At 31.2% G+C, this 19,816-nt stretch carries 18 protein-coding genes, 1 pseudogene and 1 riboswitch; of the genes and pseudogenes, 11 read left to right on the forward strand and 8 right to left on the reverse strand.

Going from position 1 to position 19,816, the window contains the following annotated elements:
- Positions 1-95: 95 nt before the first annotated feature.
- The gene (locus tag L8V85_RS00295; RefSeq protein ID WP_133318718.1) at positions 96-665 is read left to right on the forward strand and encodes an NUDIX domain-containing protein; all 570 of its coding nucleotides are present in this window, start codon (positions 96-98) and stop codon (positions 663-665) included.
- Positions 666-677: 12 nt separating this feature from the next.
- Here L8V85_RS00295 and L8V85_RS08390 read toward each other — a convergent pair whose 3' ends face one another.
- The 5 genes and pseudogenes from L8V85_RS08390 to rpmB form a co-directional block, all read right to left on the reverse strand.
- Positions 678-1,139, reverse strand: a complete 462-nt coding sequence (locus L8V85_RS08390; RefSeq protein WP_412175241.1) for a CZB domain-containing protein — start codon at positions 1,137-1,139, stop codon at positions 678-680.
- Positions 1,125-1,409, reverse strand: a pseudogene (locus L8V85_RS08395) (methyl-accepting chemotaxis protein); the annotation flags it as partial. The gene L8V85_RS08390 and the pseudogene L8V85_RS08395, both read right to left, overlap by 15 nt.
- Before the next feature lie 431 nt (positions 1,410-1,840).
- The gene (locus tag L8V85_RS00305; RefSeq protein WP_133318720.1) at positions 1,841-2,056 is read right to left on the reverse strand and encodes a YdcH family protein; all 216 of its coding nucleotides are present in this window, start codon (positions 2,054-2,056) and stop codon (positions 1,841-1,843) included.
- Positions 2,057-2,108: 52 nt separating this feature from the next.
- Positions 2,109-3,236 (reverse strand): potassium channel family protein, encoded by a 1,128-nt coding sequence (locus tag L8V85_RS00310; RefSeq protein ID WP_220566855.1) that lies wholly within the window; start codon positions 3,234-3,236, stop codon positions 2,109-2,111.
- A 25-nt stretch (positions 3,237-3,261) separates the two neighbouring features.
- Positions 3,262-3,456 carry a 50S ribosomal protein L28 gene (gene rpmB, locus L8V85_RS00315; protein ID WP_012661734.1) on the reverse strand — a complete coding sequence of 65 codons (195 nt, stop codon included), beginning with the start codon at positions 3,454-3,456 and terminating at the stop codon, positions 3,262-3,264.
- Positions 3,457-3,598: 142 nt separating this feature from the next.
- Here rpmB and rpe point away from each other — a divergent pair, with 142 nt between their 5' ends.
- The 3 genes from rpe (at position 3,599) to thiC (ending at position 6,486) form a co-directional block, all read left to right on the forward strand.
- Positions 3,599-4,246 (forward strand): ribulose-phosphate 3-epimerase, encoded by a 648-nt coding sequence (gene rpe, locus L8V85_RS00320; protein WP_263737204.1) that lies wholly within the window; start codon positions 3,599-3,601, stop codon positions 4,244-4,246.
- On the forward strand, positions 4,243-5,007 hold the full coding sequence (locus L8V85_RS00325; protein WP_220566853.1) for a 3'-5' exonuclease: 765 nt from the start codon (positions 4,243-4,245) through the stop codon (positions 5,005-5,007). The genes rpe and L8V85_RS00325 overlap by 4 nt, the downstream gene beginning before the upstream one ends.
- A gap of 32 nt (positions 5,008-5,039) precedes the next feature.
- A riboswitch (TPP riboswitch) is annotated at positions 5,040-5,144 on the forward strand.
- Positions 5,145-5,187: 43 nt separating this feature from the next.
- A complete protein-coding gene (thiC, locus tag L8V85_RS00330; RefSeq protein ID WP_263737205.1) occupies positions 5,188-6,486 on the forward strand; it encodes a phosphomethylpyrimidine synthase ThiC in 1,299 nt (432 codons plus the stop codon).
- A 27-nt stretch (positions 6,487-6,513) separates the two neighbouring features.
- Here thiC and L8V85_RS00335 read toward each other — a convergent pair whose 3' ends face one another.
- Complete coding sequence (locus L8V85_RS00335) at positions 6,514-8,331, reverse strand: ammonia-forming cytochrome c nitrite reductase subunit c552 (RefSeq protein WP_263737206.1); 1,818 nt, start codon at positions 8,329-8,331, stop codon at positions 6,514-6,516.
- Between the two features lie 16 nt (positions 8,332-8,347).
- Positions 8,348-8,842: a cytochrome c nitrite reductase small subunit gene (gene nrfH, locus L8V85_RS00340; RefSeq protein ID WP_039618639.1), complete on the reverse strand. Its 495-nt coding sequence runs from the start codon at positions 8,840-8,842 to the stop codon at positions 8,348-8,350.
- A 227-nt stretch (positions 8,843-9,069) separates the two neighbouring features.
- Between nrfH and L8V85_RS00345 the strand changes: the two genes are divergently transcribed.
- Complete coding sequence (locus tag L8V85_RS00345; protein ID WP_263664387.1) at positions 9,070-11,163, forward strand: RNA degradosome polyphosphate kinase; 2,094 nt, start codon at positions 9,070-9,072, stop codon at positions 11,161-11,163.
- Between the two features lie 21 nt (positions 11,164-11,184).
- Here L8V85_RS00345 and rpoD read toward each other — a convergent pair whose 3' ends face one another.
- The gene (rpoD, locus tag L8V85_RS00350; RefSeq protein ID WP_263737207.1) at positions 11,185-13,062 is read right to left on the reverse strand and encodes an RNA polymerase sigma factor RpoD; all 1,878 of its coding nucleotides are present in this window, start codon (positions 13,060-13,062) and stop codon (positions 11,185-11,187) included.
- A 134-nt stretch (positions 13,063-13,196) separates the two neighbouring features.
- On the opposite strand from rpoD, the gene L8V85_RS00355 reads away from it, so the two are divergent.
- The 6 genes from L8V85_RS00355 to L8V85_RS00380 all read left to right on the forward strand — a co-directional run bounded on the left by L8V85_RS00355 (position 13,197) and on the right by L8V85_RS00380 (position 19,812).
- Entirely contained in the window at positions 13,197-14,009 is an 813-nt protein-coding gene (locus L8V85_RS00355) for a flagellar hook-basal body protein (protein ID WP_133318728.1), read from the forward strand.
- 17 nt (positions 14,010-14,026) lie between these two features.
- Complete coding sequence (gene flgG, locus L8V85_RS00360) at positions 14,027-14,821, forward strand: flagellar basal-body rod protein FlgG (RefSeq protein WP_133318729.1); 795 nt, start codon at positions 14,027-14,029, stop codon at positions 14,819-14,821.
- A 168-nt stretch (positions 14,822-14,989) separates the two neighbouring features.
- Positions 14,990-17,764, forward strand: a complete 2,775-nt coding sequence (gene napA, locus L8V85_RS00365; RefSeq protein WP_263737208.1) for a periplasmic nitrate reductase subunit alpha — start codon at positions 14,990-14,992, stop codon at positions 17,762-17,764.
- A gap of 2 nt (positions 17,765-17,766) precedes the next feature.
- A complete protein-coding gene (napG, locus tag L8V85_RS00370) occupies positions 17,767-18,516 on the forward strand; it encodes a ferredoxin-type protein NapG (RefSeq protein ID WP_263737209.1) in 750 nt (249 codons plus the stop codon).
- Positions 18,513-19,304: a quinol dehydrogenase ferredoxin subunit NapH gene (gene napH / locus L8V85_RS00375; RefSeq protein ID WP_133318732.1), complete on the forward strand. Its 792-nt coding sequence runs from the start codon at positions 18,513-18,515 to the stop codon at positions 19,302-19,304. The genes napG and napH overlap by 4 nt, the downstream gene beginning before the upstream one ends.
- Positions 19,294-19,812: a nitrate reductase cytochrome c-type subunit gene (locus L8V85_RS00380; protein ID WP_133318733.1), complete on the forward strand. Its 519-nt coding sequence runs from the start codon at positions 19,294-19,296 to the stop codon at positions 19,810-19,812. Before napH ends, L8V85_RS00380 begins: the two co-directional genes overlap by 11 nt.
- Positions 19,813-19,816: the final 4 nt, after the last annotated feature.

Genomic DNA, 19,816 nt, shown 5'->3' on the forward strand with positions numbered 1-19,816 from the left:
GAGTTGCTTTTTATAGCAACTCTTTTAAATTCTTTTATATTTTTTCATACTCGTTTTATTTTGTTATAATAGATGTAAAATTATAAGGATTTTACATGAAAAATTTACAAGAAGAGCAATTTTCTAACTCAAAATATATTAAACCTAAAAGATATACTTATATAGGTAAAGATAACAAAAAATATACTTGGGATTTTATAGAAGCATTAGATAGTGTTTCTGTTTTTTTATATCATACTCAAAAAGATTCTTTTGTTTTTGTAAAGCAATTTAGAATTCCTTTATGGGATTATCAAAAACGCAATAACTTAAATTTAAACGAGATGGGGTTTAGTATAGAACTTTGTTCAGGGCTTGTTGATAAAGATTTGAGTTTGGAAGAAATAGCTAAAGAAGAATGTATAGAAGAATTGGGTTATGCTCCTAAGGTTGTAGAAAAAATAGGGGAATTTTATACAGGTTTTGGTTCAGGTGTTAGTAGACAATTTTTATTTTTTGCTGAAATTAATGAAGATGATAAAATTGGTAATGGTGGTGGAATTGAGGGGGAGGATATCCAAGCAGTATGGATAAAAAGAAAAGATTTTGAAAAGTTTTCTAAAGAAAATCCTATAAAAACTCCTTTACTTGAGTATGCGTATTTATGGTTTAAGGGTAAGAATTAATCTTACCTCTTTTTATTTTTCCTCTTTATTTTCAATATTTAGATCTTTTTCATCAAGCATTTCTTTAAAGATTTCAAATAAATCTTCAGAAGCCTTTTCAGCATTAGAGCATTTATCTAAAATTTGATTTTGTACTAGTTTATCACTTGTATCTTCATTATGTGCTAAAGCAACGGCTTGGTTCATATTTTCATGTACTTTTTGATGTGGTAAATTTAACTTACCAAAAGCTCTTCCGCCAGAAAATCTTTCCTTGCCAATACCAGCAATCCATTTTGCAAGTCTGCAACTTAAGTGATCAGATAAAGTTTTTCCTGAAGCATGAATAATTTCATTATATCCATTTAATTTAAATGCAATATGATCTAGTTTTGCTAGTGATATGAATATTTCAGAGGTAATGCTTTTAGCGTGAGAACTAGTTGAATTTGCATTAGAAATTAATTGAGCAAAATTACTGGAGAATTTTACTATATGCTCATTAGATTCTAATGATACTTTTTCTACTTGTTCGCTTTGTCCATACATCTCATCAGCATTTTGTTTTAATAGGTTAATATTTAATTCTACTTCAGAAGTTGCTTTTTGTGTTTTTTCAGCAAGTTTTCTTACTTCATCAGCAACAACAGCAAAGCCTCTGCCGTGTTCTCCTGCTCTAGCAGCTTCGATTGCGGCATTTAGTGCTAAAAGATTGGTTTGATCGGATACATCTTTGATTAAGTTAATAACATTAGTGATCTCATCAACACTGCGGTGTAAATTTCCCGCTGTATCTCTTGAGCGATTAGCTGATTCTATAATGCTTTGAAGTGAAGATATGATAGAGTGGGTTATTGAATTTAACTCTTGCATATCTTTTAAAGAGGAATCAGAATATTGAGAAATCATTTCCGCTTTATTAACATTTTCCTGCATATCACTTTGAACATTTGCAATACCTTTTAAAACACCATTTAATAGCATTTCCAAAAGATTTGTTTCAAGTTCAGTTTTTCCGCAATTTCCTTGAAGTTGTTTTTCATAATTTTTAATTAATTCTTGTTTTTCTGAAAGAAGTCTTTTGTTTTCTTCTTCTAGTTCTTTGATTTTATTTTGTAAATTTTCAAAGTCTTGTGATAATTGACTTTTTTTCCCAAACATATTTAATCCTTAAAAGTTAAAAAAATCGGTAGAAATTATTTTTTATAATTTGATAAATAAGTATTTAATTCATCCTTTAATTTTAACTTTTCTTTCTTTAGATTTGCTATTTCTAAGCTATCTAGATGAATTCTACCTTCTTCTGCATCTTTGATTTTGTGATCAAGTTTGTTGTGCTCTTCAAACAACTTATCAAAATGCATATCCTTGCCTTTTAACTCGGTGATTAAATCCCTAAATTCATGTAGCATGTAAGCCTCCTTTTTTTGAAATTTTATTGTTATTGATTATAGCTTAAATAAGTTAAATGTATTTTAACTCGTCAGGTTTTTGTTTATTTTTAATAATCTTTTTAGCTATTTTTATACTATCTGCTGTACCAACGATTAACAATTTTGCACCAGTGCCTATTAAAGTGTCTCCTCTTGGCATAGGGGTAAATTTTTTATTTTCCAAAATTCCTACTATGCTAACATTTGCCATATCTCTTAAATGGATTTCTTTTAGTCTTTTAAATCTCACCCATGACTCGTCAGGAATTTTAACCTCTTCTAAATCAATAGGGCTATTTTTTTTGTAAAGATAATTTTCTAATAAATTTTCCATATCAGGTCTTGCTGACATAGCACTAAGTCTTTGTGCGACCAATTTTGTAGCAGAAACTATGGAATTTGCTCCAAGTTTTTTTAGTTTTTCAGTTTCGTCTTCATTGCTTGAGCTAGCTAGTATAAAATAAGGATTGATTCTTTGTAATTCTTTTTCAAACAATCTCACTGAAGCAATGATGGCTATATTATCTGCTATGTTATTGCTAAGAGTAATTACACCTTTTGCGCTAGAAAGATTGGTCTTTAAAAAGGCTATATTTGTATGTGGAGCACTTTCTATATAATAAGGATAATTGTATTTTTCAGCTATCTCGCTAAAATTTTCTATTTCATCAACAACAACAAAAGGAATGTGATTTTCTTTGAATTGCTGTGCTAGTTCTATGGTAAAATCATTGTGATAGCATATTACAAAATGATTTTTTAATCTTGCAACTTTATGAAGCATTCTTCTCTCCTTGATTATTTTAGACAAGATTCCTTTTTTTACTATTTCTATCACTAAACCCATGCAAAAAGTAAATATTGTAAAAGTTAATAACACATATATAACGGTAAAAATTCTACCCGCTGTTGGTATGGGATTGACTTCAGTGTAGCCTAAAGTGGTAAATGTCATACCAGCTTGGTAAATAGCATCATTGAGATTATAATTACTTGTAAGCATATAACCAAAAGCTCCAATTAGTGTCATTATTACGACAGCAATAAGAGGGATTCTTAAAAATCTAAGCTGCTCGTAAAGCTCGTCATTGAGGTTGATTGAAGGTTTTGGAGAGGGGGACCAATTGAGGAATTTTTGTAGCTTTTTCAAAAAAGACATAATAATTCCTCGTTTATATTAAGGATTATTTGCTACTCTGTTTTTTAAGTGTTCTTAAAGTTGAAGCAGCAACTCTAACTTTTCTAGTAGTTCCATCTTCTAAAGTAATACGAACTGTTCTTAAATTTGGCAAAAAGCGTCTTTTAGTTTTGTTGTTAGCATGGCTAACATTGTTACCTACCATAGGTCCTTTTCCTGTAATTTGGCAAATTCTTGACATAAATTTTTCCTTATGAAATAAAAATAATTTTTAGCATTATATCTAAAGCAAGCTTAAAAAAATCAAATATTATTAAAAATACATAAAGAAAATTTGATAATAAGTATGATAAAATTATTTTTTATTTTATTGGAGATATATAATGTATGTAGCGCCAAGTTTATTGTCTGCAAATTTTTTAAACTTAGAAAATGAGATTAAAGAAGTATCTCAAGCGGGAGCTGATTTGTTGCACATTGATGTGATGGATGGACATTTTGTGCCAAATCTTACTTTTGGTCCTTGTGTGATTGAAAATATTTCAAAAATTACTTCAGTACCTTTAGATGTGCATTTAATGGTGCATAATGTTAGTAGTTTTGTAGATTTATTTATACCTATAAAACCAAAATTTATTAGTTTTCATTTAGAAGCTGAAAACCATCCTATTAGGGTGTGTGAGTATATAAGAAAAAACGGCATTCATCCTGCTATTGTATTAAATCCACATACTCCAGTTTCAAGCATAGAATATATTTTAGAATTTGTAGATATGGTGCTTTTAATGAGTGTTAATCCAGGCTTTGGCGGGCAAAGTTTTTTACCTTTGGTGTATAATAAAATTCGCCAGTTGAGAGAAATGATAGATAGGAAAAATCTTAAAGTTTTTATAGAGGTTGATGGTGGGGTAAATGGCTTAAATGCACCTGATTTGGATGAAGCAGGAGCTGATATTTTGGTCGCGGGTAGTTATATTTTTTCTTCGCAAGATAAAAAAACAGCAATTAATTCTTTAAAGCTTGAATTTTGAGCCAACAACAAATCGATGATTTAATCATCAAACTAAGCAAAGAAAATAAACCCTTTCCTTGGGTTTTAAGAGAACTTGCAAAAATAGAAGAATTAAACCACTATGATTTTGATTTATATATTTTTGAGCTTTTAGGACTAGGGGTAGAGCTTAATGCACAAAATTGTTTGTGTTTAAAAAGTAAAAATACAAAAATAAAAGATGAGATATTTTGTGTTGTAGATATTGAAAGTACTGGCGGGATAAAAAGTGGTCAAATTTTAGAAATAGGTGCTGTAAAAATTCAAAATTATAAAGAAATTGATAGATTTGAGAGTTTTGTAAAAGTAGAAAGCATACCTGAAAATATTACAGAATTAACTGGGATTAGTTTAGATATGGTAGAAAATGCTCCTTCTTTGAAAGCTGTGTTAAATGATTTTAAGTTATTTTTAAAAGATAGCATTTTTGTAGCACACAATGTGCGTTTTGATTATCATTTTATATCTAAAGCTATGTATGAAAATGATTTTGGAGTACTTTTAAATAGAAGATTATGTACTATTGATTTAGCTAAAAAATGCATTGAAAGTCCCAAATACGGCCTTGATGCTCTAAAAGAGTTTTTGTGTATTGAAAGTAAGCATCATAGAGCTTTAAGCGATGCTTTGGCCGCAAGTGAAATTTTGAAATACTGTCTTAAAAAAATTCCTTTTTACATTAAAACTACTGAAGAATTGTTACATTTTAGCAAGCAAGCTAAAAATCAAACAAAAAAATAAACTTTGTTTTGTATTTATTGCTATACTTCTTTTGCATAAATGACGGGAGCTTGTGATACAGGCTGAGAGTAAGCTAAAAGCTTAGACCGCACCAGAACTAGGTAATACTAGCGTTGGGATAATTTATCAACTACTCACATACCCTTCATTTATCCAAAATTATTTCAAGGATAAATTCAAATGAAAACTCAAATGTCTTATGCAAAAGAAGGAATTTTCACAAAGCAAATGCAAATTGTTGCACAAAAAGAACAAGTAAGTGAAGGTTTTTTACTTGAAAATATAGCATGTGGAAAAATCATCATTCCTGCAAATATCAACCATAAAGCATTAGATCCAAATGGTATCGGTTATGGACTTAAAACAAAGGTAAATGTAAATTTAGGTGTTTCAAATGATTGTGTAGATTATAGTGAAGAGATGAAAAAGGTAGAATTGGCTCACAAATTTAATATAGAAGCTATTATGGATCTTAGTAATTATGGTAAAACTAGTCGTTTTAGAGATGAGCTAATTGTTACTTCAAAAGCTATGATAGGTACTGTGCCTGTTTATGATGCGGTAGGTTTTTTAGAAAAAGATTTAAAAGATATTAAAGCAAAAGATTTTTTAGATGTAGTATATCATCATGCTAAAAGTGGAGTGGATTTTATGACAATTCACGCAGGGATAAATTCTCGTGCTGCTAGGGTTTTTAAAGAGTGTGATAGGATTACTAATATAGTTTCAAGAGGAGGTTCAGTTCTTTATGCTTGGATGCAAATGAATGATGCTGAAAATCCATTCTATGAATATTATGATGATTTGCTTGCTATATGTAAGGAATTTGATGTGACACTTTCTTTGGGTGATGCACTAAGACCTGGTTGTACTCATGATGCAAGTGATGGAGCTCAAATTGCTGAACTTATCGAACTTTCGTTATTAACTAAAAGAGCATGGGCTCAAGATGTACAAGTAATGATAGAAGGACCTGGTCATATGGCTATTAACGAAATAGAAGCTAATATGCAACTTGAAAAAAGAATTTGCAATGGAGCTCCATTTTATGTTTTAGGACCATTGGTTACTGATATAGGTGCAGGATATGATCATATAAGTGGAGCAATTGGTGGAGCAGTTGCAGCAGCAGCTGGCGCTGATATACTTTGTTATGTAACTCCTGCTGAACATTTAAGACTTCCAAATTTAGAAGATGTAAGAGATGGTATAGTAGCAACTAAAATAGCAGCTCATGCAGGAGATATAGCCAAGCTTCCCAAAGAAAGAAAAATAGATGATGAAATGAGTAAAGCAAGACAAGATATTGATTGGGAAAAAATGTTTAAATTAGCAATTGATGGAGAAAAGGCTAAGAAAATGTTTAATGAAAGAAAGCCTGAAGAACTTAATTCTTGTTCAATGTGTGGAAAAATGTGTGCTATGAACACTATGAATAAAATTTTAAAAGGTGAGGATGTAAGTTTGATAAAAGAATAAACCCTCGATTGCGAGGGTTTATTTTGATTAATCTATTACTTTATAATTATAAGGTTTTAGATTTTTATCATCTTCAAGAAGTTTTGCTGGTGGATTACCATTTACTTCTTGGTGTTTATAGTAGCGATCACCTGCTTTATTACCATTTAGATCTACTTTATAGTGAATTTCACCTGGATTTAATTTTTGAATATCTTCAAAACCTAAATTTGAAGTTTTGAAATCTTTAATGCCATTTTTGGCTGCAATTTCTGCTAGCTTAGTTTGTCCTTGTCTTGACATATCAACTGATTGTAAAAGCATTCTTGAAGCTTCTCTAGGATTGTGGAAACCTGTTGAGTTTTCAGCACCTACAAAGTCTGCTCTAATTTGAGATTTTCTATGTAGTTCTAATACTTCTTTTAATTCAGTCGAAATTTTAGCATCATCTGCTTTGCCATCAGTTTGAAATTTAGGCATTTTTCCAAGTTCTGCACGAATAGTTTCTATATCTTTAATCAAGCTTACTAAAGAATATTCAGCTGTTCTTAAATCATGGGCTACTGAATTTTGAATATCTTTTACTTGTTTAGCTAGATAGCTTTCGCTTTGAGTGTGACAAGTTTTACAAGCTGAGTTAATATTAACTAAAGGTGAAGTAATATTGTGGTTAGTAACTTTTTTTGCACCTTTTCTAATATAAGGCATATGACAATCTGCACAACTTACACCATTTGCAGCATGTACTCCACCACTATAAAGTTCGCTTTCTGGGTGTTGAATTTTAATCATTGGTGCTTTTGTGATTTTATGAACCCAATCACTTGGAAAATTTTCTCTATTTTTTTCATAATAATCATCAATCATTTCTATTCTAAATGGCTCGCCTTTTTTCCACTCACTCCATGGAAATGCTAGCTCTATACCATCAACTTCGATTTCAACTGGCTTGTTACCATCTCTCCAAGAATCAAACTCATCATAAGTTTTTTGAGTGCCATTCCACCATTTTTTAGAACTATCATTAGCAATACTTTCGCCTATAGTTTTCACTTTAGTGCCTGTTGGTTTGAAGTAGTATTCAACATGACATTGAGAGCATACTAAAGTTCTCATTTCGCTTCTTGAAGCTTTAACACCTTGTTTTTCGTCTGCTTCATAACCTCTTGAAATTAATGCTTTAATTAAAGCTGGTCTTGTAAGTCTTAAACTCATATCTGTTGGGTTATGGCAATCTGCGCATGTTACACCCATTCTTTTTCCACCATGAGGTCCGCTGTGTTCAGGTGAGTTTTCTTTAGCTCCATTTACAGCTGGGATAGTTTTAACCATAGTCCAATATTTTGCAGAGTTAAATGCTACCCAATCGCCTTTTGCAGTGTTGTTTAAAAGCCATGGAGTCCATCCGCTATGGCAGTTCATACAAGCTGTTGGTTGACCGCCAAATCCTGTAAAACCATGTGCATTTAAGAAATCTTTATTATTTCTAGCTGTATCCATTTGATCTACTTGAACCCAAAAGTGTCCTCTTTCTTCATTTGCATCAATGCTAAATGGATAACCTGCCCAAAGAACAGTTAGTTGTGGATAGCGAATAAGCTTTGAATAAGCTAAATTTCCACCAAATTCTGTTGCATTAGGTGTTTGTTTTTCTACTGCTGTGTGCATGTCTAAATAATCAGGAAAGTTCTTTCCCCAGTAATCAAAAGTAGGATTTTCATCACCAAGTTTTACAATTTCTTGTGAAATGATCCCGCCTACTGAATCATTTGTTTTAGCTGTAATGTCCTGATTAAGCCATAATACACCTGCAATAGCTACTATAGTAGCACTTATAGCACTATATAAAATGCCTTTGTTATTCATTAAATACTCCTTTCATTTAAAATCCTCTCTTGTGACCAACACCTTGGTGGCAAGATACACAACTTAAAGCATTATCTTTATGTGGATCTAGGGTAGGGTTGATAGTGTTACTCGCAATTTCTTTGTGACATTCTATACAGTTATTTTGGACTATTTCTTTACTTTTTGCATTTGCACTCAAATGTGTAGGTAAAGAATCTAGTTTGAAAGTAAATGCATAAGCATGTCCTAAGCCACTTTGAGCTTTAGCAATCCATTTTTCAAAAAAGCTATGTGGCAAATGGCAATCATTACAGGTTGCTCTTGGTTTACCATCAACTTCTTTAGAGTGCGAAGCTTTTAAATAATCATTATAAACCTCGTTCATAATATGGCAATTATTACAGCTTTCACTAGCATCGCTAAAATAAGAAGTGCCCTTAGCATTATGGAAAGTATACATTCCAACTCCTGCTAAAATTACAAGTAAGAAGAGGAAAACAGCAAAAAGTTTTGAGTTTGCTTTTTTCAAAGTCTCTCCTTTGAATGAAGTTTAAGTTACAAGAACTTGTGTATAATTATATAACACCATAAAGGTAAAAAAGTAAATATATATTTATTAATCATTTATTATTTTTTTAATAAGATAAAAAAAGTGTTATTTTTTTATATAATTATATTTACTATTATACAAATAAAATAAATTTTAATGAAAGAAATACTAAAATATAAATATCTAGAAATAAAGGTAGGTATATCATGCAAATTCAACCATCAATGTATATTAACAGAGAACTTTCTTGGCTTGCGTTTAATTCTCGTGTTTTAGATCAATGCTCTAAAGATCTTCCTTTGCTTGAAAAACTTAAATTTATTGCTATATACTGTACAAATTTAGATGAGTTTTATATGATAAGAGTGGCTGGATTAAAACAACTTTTTGTGGCAGGAATAAGCACAACAAGCAATGATGAAATGACTCCTCTTGCGCAACTTAAAGCTATTAGAAATTATCTACATGAAGAAAAATATGTAGTAGAGCAGTATTTTACTAAAATTACCCAAGATTTAGAAAAAGAAAATTTATTTATTCGCTCATACGAAGAACTTGATGAGGATTTAAAACAGCAATGTAATGAGCATTTTTTTTCTAATATTTTTCCTGTGATAGTGCCTATTGCAGTTGATGCAACTCATCCTTTTCCGCATTTAAACAACCTTTCGTTTTCTTTAGCGGTAAAACTTTGTGATCCTATGCACCCTGAACTTTTAAAATTTGGCATGATACGCATACCTAGGGTTTTACCAAGATTTTATCAAGTAAGTTCTAATATTTATGTGCCTATAGAAAGTATAGTACGCTATCATACTGAGCATATTTTTCCTGGCTATAAGCTCTTATCTTCTGCTGCTTTTAGAGTAACTAGAAATGCAGATATGGAAATAGAAGAAGAAGAAGCTGATGATTTTATGTTGATTTTAGAGCAGGGTTTAAAACTTCGTAGAAAAGGTGCTTTTATACGCTTGCAAATAGAAAAAGGCGCAGATGAGCAGTTGATTGAATTTTTAAGTTCTCATATGAATATTTTTCATAAAGATATTTATGAGTATAATATACTTTTAAATTTAGCTTCATTATGGCAAATCATTTCCAACAAAGAATTTACACATTTGCTAAATCCTATGTATACACCAAAAATTTTACCACCTTTTGGGGATAATGTATCTATATTTAGTGCAATAGATAAACAAGATATTTTGGCTATACAGCCTTATGAGAGTTTTGAGCCTGTATATCAATTTATCAAAGAGGCAAGTAAAGATCCTAAGGTTGTTTCTATAAGAATGACTCTTTATAGAGTAGAAAAAAATTCAAACATAGTTCAAGCTTTAATTGATGCAGCAAGCGATGGCAAACAAGTTACTGTAATGGTAGAATTAAAAGCGCGTTTTGATGAGGAAAATAACTTGCATTGGGCAAAATCATTAGAAAATGCAGGGGCTCATGTGGTATATGGAATCACTGGTTTTAAAGTGCATGCAAAAGTAGCTCAAGTGATTAGAAAAGAAGGGGATAAATTAAAAATTTATAATCATTTAAGTACGGGTAATTACAATGCAAGTTCAGCTAAAATTTATACTGATGTGAGTTATTTTACTTCAAAAGAAGAATATTCTCAAGATACTACAACTTTTTTTCACATACTTTCAGGATATAGCAAAAGTCGTCGTTTAAAGACTTTATCAATGAGTCCAAAGCAAATCAAAGAAAGAATTTTAGATATGATAGCTACTGAAGCAAGCTATGGAAAAGATGGGGTAATCATAGCCAAAATGAATGCTTTGGTAGATGGTGATGTGATTAAAGCTTTATATGAGGCTTCAAACAAAGGTGTTAAAATAGATCTTATTGTGCGTGGAATTTGTTGTTTAAGACCTGGAGTAAAAGGATATAGTGAAAATATAAGAGTTAGAAGTATAGTGGGAAAATATTTAGAGCATGCTAGAATTTTATATTTTAAACATACAACACCAAATTATTTTATTTCAAGCGCTGATTGGATGCCAAGGAATTTAGAAAGAAGACTAGAATTAATGACTCCTATTTTTGATGAGCATTCTCGTGCAAAATTGGCTCAAATTTTAAAACTACAATTAAGCGACAATGATTTAGCTTATGAGTTAGACAACGAGGGAAGATATCGTAAGGTTATTTTAAATGAGACAGAAAAAATCAACAATTCTCAACAAACTTTAGAAGAGTATATTAGTAGAATTTTTAATACCTTGAAAAAAGATACTGATCACAGCAGGGCGACGCACTTAGCAACGAAGCTTTTTAGAGATAGCTAATCCTTGCTTTTTTAGCAAGGATTATTTCCAACCTTCTATGTAGTTTTTAAGTTTTCTACCAACTTTTGGGTGTTTAAGTTTTTTTATAGCTGAGCTTTCTATTTGTCTTACTCTTTCTCTTGTGACATTTAATTCTTTACCGATTTCTTCTAAAGTTCTATCACTTTCATCATCCATTAAGCCAAAACGCATTCTAATAACAGCCTTTTCTCTATCATTAAGCTGATCTAAAACTTCATCAATCTGTTCTTTTAAATCATCTTTTAAGATGTGATCCATAGGTGAAATTGAGGTTCTATCTTCTACAAAATCTCCAAATTTACCATCATCCTCGTTGCTAATAGGTGCTTCTAGGGAAATTGGTTCTTTAGTAATTTTAATAACTTGTTTTACTTTATCTATACTAAGTCCTACTTCTTTTGCAATAATACTTACATCCGGTTCTTTACCTTCTTTTTGCAAATATTCGCGAATGATTTTATTGATTTGATTGATAGTTTCTATCATATGAATAGGAATTCTTATAGTTCTTGCTTGATCGGCAATTGCTCTTGAAATAGCTTGTCTAATCCACCAAGTTGCATAGGTTGAAAACTTATAACCGCGTTTGTATTCAAATTTATCTACCGCTTTCATTAAGCCTATGTTGCCTTCTTGGATTAAATCTAAAAATGGTAATCCGCGGTTAGTATATCTTTTGGCAATGCTTACAACTAAGCGTAAATTTGATTTTGCCATTCTAGTTTTAGCCTCATCAGATATTTTTTTACCGCGTTTGATTTGCTCTAGAATTTCTTTTAACTGATCTTTTTCTAAATCAAAAGAATTTTGACTAGCTTCTTTAGTTTGAATGAGTTTTTTAATCTCCATATAAGTGCTTACCATGGTAGTTTCTAAAGCACGCTCGGCTATTTCTTCTTTGCTAAGTTTGGTAATATCTTTTAAAATATCTTGGTGTCTTTGTTTTAATTCTTCTGAAAACATTGGTAAGCGATACTCTAAGCGTTTTAATTCTTTATCAAATTCCTCATCACTTTTTAATGCTGTTTCCATAGATTTTACTATTTCAGAAATAAGTTTTGATGTTGGACCTAGATCCATTAGTTTTTCTTTTAGTATATTTTTCTTAAAAGCAATTATGAGTTTATCTAATAGTTCATCATCATTTTTTTCTGCATTAATAGTAGATATAGTTTTTAACCATTCTTTTTTTGCTTTTTCTAATGCTTTAAAGCTTTCTATGACTTTTAGAGTTCTTTCATCTTCTTTTTTATTTATTTTTTTAGGTTTTTTTTCATTAGAATTTTCATTTTCCTCATTTTCGTTTTCTTCTTCAGAATCTATTTCTTCATCGCTTTTATCATCATCGCTTTTATCATCATCCTCAAAGCTTTTAAAAAGCTCTTTCACTCTTCTTTCTCTATTAATTAAAGGTTCTTTATAATCAAGTATAAAATCAATCAAATAAGGCACAGAACAAAAAGCATCGATGATAATGTCTTCACCTAGCTCAATCTTTTTAGAAATTTCAATTTCTTCATCTTTGTTTAAAAGAGCAATTTGTCCCATTTCTCTTAAATACATTCTTACAGGAGAGTCTGACCTGCTCCACTCAAGTAAATCATTTTCATTGGCTAAATCAAATTCATTTTCCAAACTTGTATCTTGTAATTTTTGTTTTTCCTCTTGTAGCTTTTTTGCTTCTTCTAAATTTCTTTTTTTGGCAATTTCAGCTGAAGAGATTAATTCTACTTTATATTTATCCATTAGATCACGGATTTTTTTTGCACTTGTTGCGTTTGGAAGCTTTGCAAAATACTTGACAAGTTTTTCATATGTGATATAATCTTTAGAATTTTCTTTGAAAAGTTCTTCTAAAACATTAGTTTCATTAGCCATGGATACCCCTTGTATTTAAGTAATGAGTGTAAAACTAAATATTATGCCTAAAAATTAATTAAAAACAAATAAAAATATTTTGGAACGACTTTTGCTTTGTTAGTGAAAAATTAAGATTTTAGTTAGGAAAAATAATGCAAAATGGGTATTATCAAGCCACCGGTGCTATGGTTACGCAATTTAATCGCTTAGATGTTGTAACTAACAATCTAGCAAATGTAAATACAAGTGGCTATAAAAGAGATAATGTTGTTATTGCAGATTTTAAAAGGATTTTTAAAGAAACTCAAGATGAGTTACCTATACAAAATCACACAAGAGATGCTGCAAGATTTGTTAATACAACTATAGATAGAGTTCCGCAGGTTAATCATGTCTATACAAATTTTAGTGTAGGTTCTATGAAAATGACGCATAATCCTTTGGATTTAGCTCTTACTCGCGAAGATACTTTTTACTTGATTAAAACAAATAATGGTGAAATAAGATTAAGTCAAGATGGAAATTTCCAACTTGATGATGAGGGTTATTTGGTAAATCGTCAAGGATACAGAGTTTTAAGTAGTGATTATTTTAATAATCCCGAAAATGATGGCATACGCATAGGAGATTCCACTTCTTTTATTAATGTGGATAAAAATGGAATCATCAGTGCAGCTAATCAAAATATTGCAAGATTATTTGTAGCACAAGTTGATGATTTAAGAGATTTACAAAAAGATGGCGATAATATGTATAAAATTGATAATTTAAACAAGATTAGAGATTTACCAAATTCAAATGCCATTAAGCAAGGTTTTACTCAAGGATCAAATGTTAATCCAGTTACAGAAATGGTAGGGTTAATTGAGGCAAATAGAATGGTTGAGATGTATCAAAAAGTTATGACATCTCATATGGATGATTTAAATCAAGAAGCTATTAATAAATTAGCAAGTACTAAATAAAACTAAGGATAGATAAAATGTTAAGATCATTATACACAGCAGCATCAGGGATGGTATCGCAACAAACACAAATTGATGTGACTTCAAATAATATTTCAAATGTTAATACAGTAGGTTATAAAAAATCGCGTGCAGAATTTGCAGATTTGATGTATCAAACGATGAAATATGCAGGAACTTCAACCTCAAGCACCACAAAACATCCAAGCGGCATTGAAGTAGGGCTTGGAGCAAGAGTAACAGCTGTAAGTAAAATTTTTAGTGAAGGTAGTTTAAAACAAACATCAACTTCAGGTCTTGATATGGCAATTGCTGGTAATAATGGCTTTTTCCAAATTCAAATGCCTGATGGAACTATAGCTTATACTAGAAATGGTCAATTTACTAAAGATGCTGAAGGAAACATAGTAAATTCAGATGGTTATAGACTTTTACCGGAAATGACTATACCTGAAGATGCCATTGCTATAAATGTTGCAAGCGATGGAACAGTTTCAGTAATGCAGCCAGGAAATACAGCTGAAACTCAAATAGGACAAATTGAACTTGTAAATTTTATCAATCCTGCAGGTTTACATGCTTTAGGGGATAACCTTTTAGTAGAAACTGATGCAAGTGGGGCGCCTATTGCAGGTATAGCGGGCGAGAACGGTTTTTCTGTCATCAAACACGGCTTTGTGGAGCTTAGTAATGTTCAACTTGTAGAGGAAATGACTGATCTTATTACAGGACAAAGAGCTTACGAAGCAGGCTCAAAAGCAATCACTACAAGTGATGATATGCTTGGAATTGTAAATCAATTAAAACGCTAGAATTAACTAGCGTTTATAATATGTAAAAATATTTAAAAATATACTAAAAAACTCCTATTTATAAATACTTATAAAATATTCTTTTTTATAATTTAAATTTTATCATTAATGTAGTAATATTTTTTAGATGTATTAAAATACATTGAATAAACAATAACGAGGGATATAATGAACAGAAGAGACTTCATTAAAAACACCGCTATTGCTAGTGCTTGTGGTGTTGCAGGTCTTAGTGTTCCAAGTAGTGTACTTGCTAATACTGAGAATAAATGGCGTTGGGATAAGGCTGTTTGTAGATTTTGTGGTACAGGCTGTGGAATTTTAGTTGCAAGTTTAGATGGTAAAATTGTTGCTGTAAAAGGAGATCCAGCAGCTCCTGTAAATCGTGGATTAAATTGTATTAAAGGTTATTTTAATGCAAAAATTATGTATGGAGAAGATCGCTTAGTAACACCTTTACTTCGCGTAAATGCAAAAGGTGAGTTTGATAAAAATGGAAAATTTCAACAAGTTTCTTGGCAAAGAGCCTTTGATGAAATGGAAAAACAATTTAAAAAAGCTTACAAAGAAAAAGGTGTTGAAGGAATTGGAATTTTTGCAAGTGGTCAATATACTATACAAGAAGGATATGCTGCTGCAAAATTAGTAAAAGCTGGTTTTAGATCAAACAATATAGACCCAAATGCACGCCATTGTATGGCTAGTGCGGTTGTTGGTTTTATGCAAACTTTTGGAGTTGATGAGCCTTCTGGTTGTTATGATGATATAGAGCTTACTGATACTATTATTACTTGGGGTGCAAATATGGCAGAAATGCATCCGATTTTATGGTCAAGGGTAAGTGATAGAAAATTAAGTAATTTAGATAAAGTCAAAATTGTAAATTTATCTACTTTTTCTAATAGAACTTCTCATATAGCAGATACTGAAATCATCTTCAAGCCAAATACTGATTTAGCTATTTGGAATTATATCGCTAGAGAGATTGTTTATAATCATCCTGAAGCTATGGATAAAGAATTTATTGAAAAACATTGTATCTTTACAACAGGCTATGCTGATATTGGTTATGGAATGAGAAATAATCCAAACCATCCTAAATTTAAAGCAAGTGAGAAAGATACAGTAGCAAAACAAAATGCTATTATTGTAGATGAAGAAGAAGCGGTATCTTTGGCTTATTTAGGAGTAAAAACAGGTGATAAATTTGAAATGAAACACCAAAGTGCTCCTGATGCGCATTGGGAAATTTCATTTGAAGATTTCAAAAAAGCATTAGAGCCTTATACGCTTGATTATGTTGCTAAAGTTGCTAAAGGTAATGAAGATGAAAGCATTGAAGAATTTAAGAAAAAACTTCAAGAATTAGCAAATTTATATATAGAAAAAAATAGAAAAGTTGTAAGTTTTTGGACTATGGGCTTTAATCAACACACAAGAGGTACTTGGGTGAATGAACAAGCTTATATGGTACATTTCTTACTTGGTAAACAAGCTAAGCCAGGTAGCGGTGCGTTTTCATTGACAGGGCAACCAAGTGCTTGTGGAACTGCAAGAGAAGTAGGGACTTTTTCGCATCGTTTACCTGCTGATATGGTCGTTGCAAATCCTAAACACAGAGAAATTAGCGAAAAAATTTGGAAAGTTCCGGCAAAAACAATCAATCCTAAACCAGGTGCTCCATACTTAAAAATCATGAGAGATTTAGAAGATGGAAATATCAAATTTGCTTGGGTGCAAGTAAATAATCCTTGGCAAAATACAGCTAATGCAAATCACTGGATAGCAGCGGCTAGAGAAATGGATAATTTTATCGTTGTGAGTGATTGTTACCCAGGAATTAGTGCTAAGGTGGCAGATTTAATTTTACCAAGTGCTATGATTTATGAAAAATGGGGTGCTTATGGTAATGCTGAAAGAAGAACTCAACATTGGAAACAACAAGTATTGCCTGTAGGTGAAGCTATGAGTGATACTTGGCAAATCATGGAATTTTCAAAACGCTTTAAATTAAAAGAAGTTTGGGGTGAAACTAAGGTAAATGATAAACTTACTCTGCCAAGTGTTTTAGAAGAAGCTAAAGCTATGGGTTATAGCGAAGATGATACTTTATATGATGTATTATTTGCTAATAAAGAAGCAAAATCTTTCAAAGCTAAAGATAATATTGCAAAAGGATTTGATAATTCTGAAGTATTTGGTGATGAGAGAAAAGTTATAGGTAGTGATGGTAAAGAATTTAATGGATATGGATTTTTTGTACAAAAATATCTATGGGAAGAATACCGCAAATTTGGCTTGGGTCATGGACATGATTTAGCTGATTTTGATACTTATCATAAAGTAAGAGGTTTAAGATGGCCTGTAGTAAATGGTAAAGAAACCCAATGGAGATTTAATACTAAATTTGATTATTATGCTAAAAAAGCTGCTCCAAATTCAGACTTTGCATTTTATGGAGGTTTTGCTAAAGAATTACCAAAAGGAGATTTACTGGCTCCACAAACTAAAGAAAAATATAGCTTAAAAAATAAAGTGAAAATTTTCTTTAGACCATTTATGAAAGCACCTGAAAGACCGAACAAAGAATATCCATTCTGGTTATGTACTGGTAGGGTTTTAGAGCATTGGCATAGTGGAACTATGACTATGAGAGTTCCTGAGCTTTTCCGTGCAGTACCTGAAGCGCTTTGTTATATGAATGAAGATGATGCTAGGGCAATGAAAATTAATCAAGGCGATATTGTATGGGTAGAATCACGCCGTGGTAAAGTAAAAGCTAGAGTAGATTTTCGTGGTAGAAATAAACCTTCTAAAGGGCTTGTGTATGTGCCTTGGTTTGATGAGAATGTGTATATAAATAAAGTTACACTAGATGCAACTTGTCCATTGTCTAATCAAACAGATTTCAAAAAATGTGCCGTAAAAATTACTAAAGCATAAAAATGAAAAATAGAAGAGAATTTTTAGCCTTTGCTTTCAAGCTTTTATGTATAGGAAGCGGAAGTGCATTTTTAGCAAGTTTAGCATTTAGCTCAAATCAGGAGTATTTTTTAAGACCTCCTGGAGCAGATGATGAAAAAGAGTTTTTGTCAAAATGTATACGATGCGGACTTTGTGTAAAAGCTTGCCCTTATGATGTTTTAAAACTAGCAAATTTAGAAAATAGTGCTAAAAATGGTACACCTTTTTTTGTGGCAAGAGAAAATCCTTGCAGGTTATGTGAGGATATACCTTGTATAAGAGATTGTCCTACAAATGCTCTAGATTATAAATATCTAGAGCAAAATGATGGAATTTATAAAACAAAAATGGGTATAGCTATAATTGATAGTGCAAGTTGTGTTGCTTATTGGGGAATTCAATGTGATGCTTGCTATAGGGCTTGTCCTTTAATAGATAAAGCATTAAAACTTGAAACAAAACGCAATGAAAGAACTGCAAAGCATGCATTTTTACTACCTGTGGTAGATCATGAAGTGTGTGTTGGATGTGGGATTTGTGAAAAAGCCTGTATAACACAAAAAGCAGCTATTAGGGTTTTACCTAGAGAATTTGTCTTAGGAAAAGCTGGGGATAATTACATCAAAGGTTGGGATGAAAAAGATGAAAAACGCTTGCAAGATGTAAACACAAATAAAAATTTCAATAAAAACAAGGCTAAAGATTATCTTAATGATGGAGAATTGTTATGAAATATCTTATTTTAAGAAGAATAGTGCAATTGTCTATCTTAACTTTTTTTTCTTTTGGTGTATTTAATTTTATATTAAAAGGAAATTTAAGCTCTTCGGTTTTATTTTCTTCGGTGCCGCTAAGTGATCCTTTTGCGTTTATTCAACTTGCTTTAGCAAGTTTGCAAGTAGATTTAATGGCTTTAAGTGGTGCTTTGATAGTATTTTTATTTTATGCTATTTTTGCTGGAAGAGCGTTTTGTGCTTGGGTTTGTCCTGTAAATATCATTACTGATTTTGCTTATTTTATTAGAAGTAAATTAGGTTTTAATCAAGCAAGGATTTTTAATGTAAATAAAAATTTGCGTTATTATGTTTTGGCTTTTGTTTTGATTTTTTCTTTTCTTTTTTCCTTTCCTGTTTTTGAGGAATTTTCTTATATAGGAATAATCCAAAGAGGAATTATTTTCGGCGGTATTTCTTGGCTTTTTGTAGCTTTGATTGTTTTTTGTATAGATACATTTTTTAGTCCAAGATTTACTTGCTCGCATTTTTGTCCTTTAGGAGCTTTTTGGGCTTTAAGTTCGCATTTTTCATTACTAAAAGTAAGATATAACTTACAAAAATGTACTAAGTGTTATAAATGCCTTGGGATATGTCCTGAAAAGCAAGTGCTTTGGATGATAGGTAAAGAAAATCAAGATGTAAAATCAGGTGAGTGTATAAGATGTGGAAAATGTGTTGATGTTTGCGGTGATGATGCTTTAGGTTTTAGTATAATAAATTTAAGGAGAGAAAATGAAAAATAAAATCTTTTTATCCTTAGCAGCAGCTGTTTTAATAAGTGCTTGCGGACTTGCTGTTAAAAGTGTTGATTCAAAAGATATAGGTTTAAGAAAAACAAGTTTAGAAAGTGAAAATGTAGAGTTATTGGATGCAAAGTATTCTCAAGCAATGGCTGGAGAATCTGTTTTAATTGAGAGATCATTTGAAAATGCTCCGCCATTAATTCCACATACTTTAGAGGATATGCTTCCAATTACTAAGGATAATAATATTTGTTTAAGCTGTCATGATAAAGCTATAGCTAAAGATGTTGGAGCCACTCCGCTTCCAAGTAGCCATTATTTTGACTTAAGAAAAAACAAATCTACTAAAGATATGATAAGTGATGCAAGGTTTAATTGTACACAATGCCATGTACCACAAAGCGATGCAAAACCTTTAGTAGGAAATAGTTTTGAAGCTAAATTTAAAAATGAGGAACTAAAGAAAAAATCTAATCTTTTAGATGTTTTAAATGAAGGCGTAAAATAAAACT

Origin of the sequence: Campylobacter sp. IFREMER_LSEM_CL2090 (assembly GCF_025771865.1) — a bacterium.
GTDB lineage: Bacteria > Campylobacterota > Campylobacteria > Campylobacterales > Campylobacteraceae > Campylobacter_D > Campylobacter_D lari_D.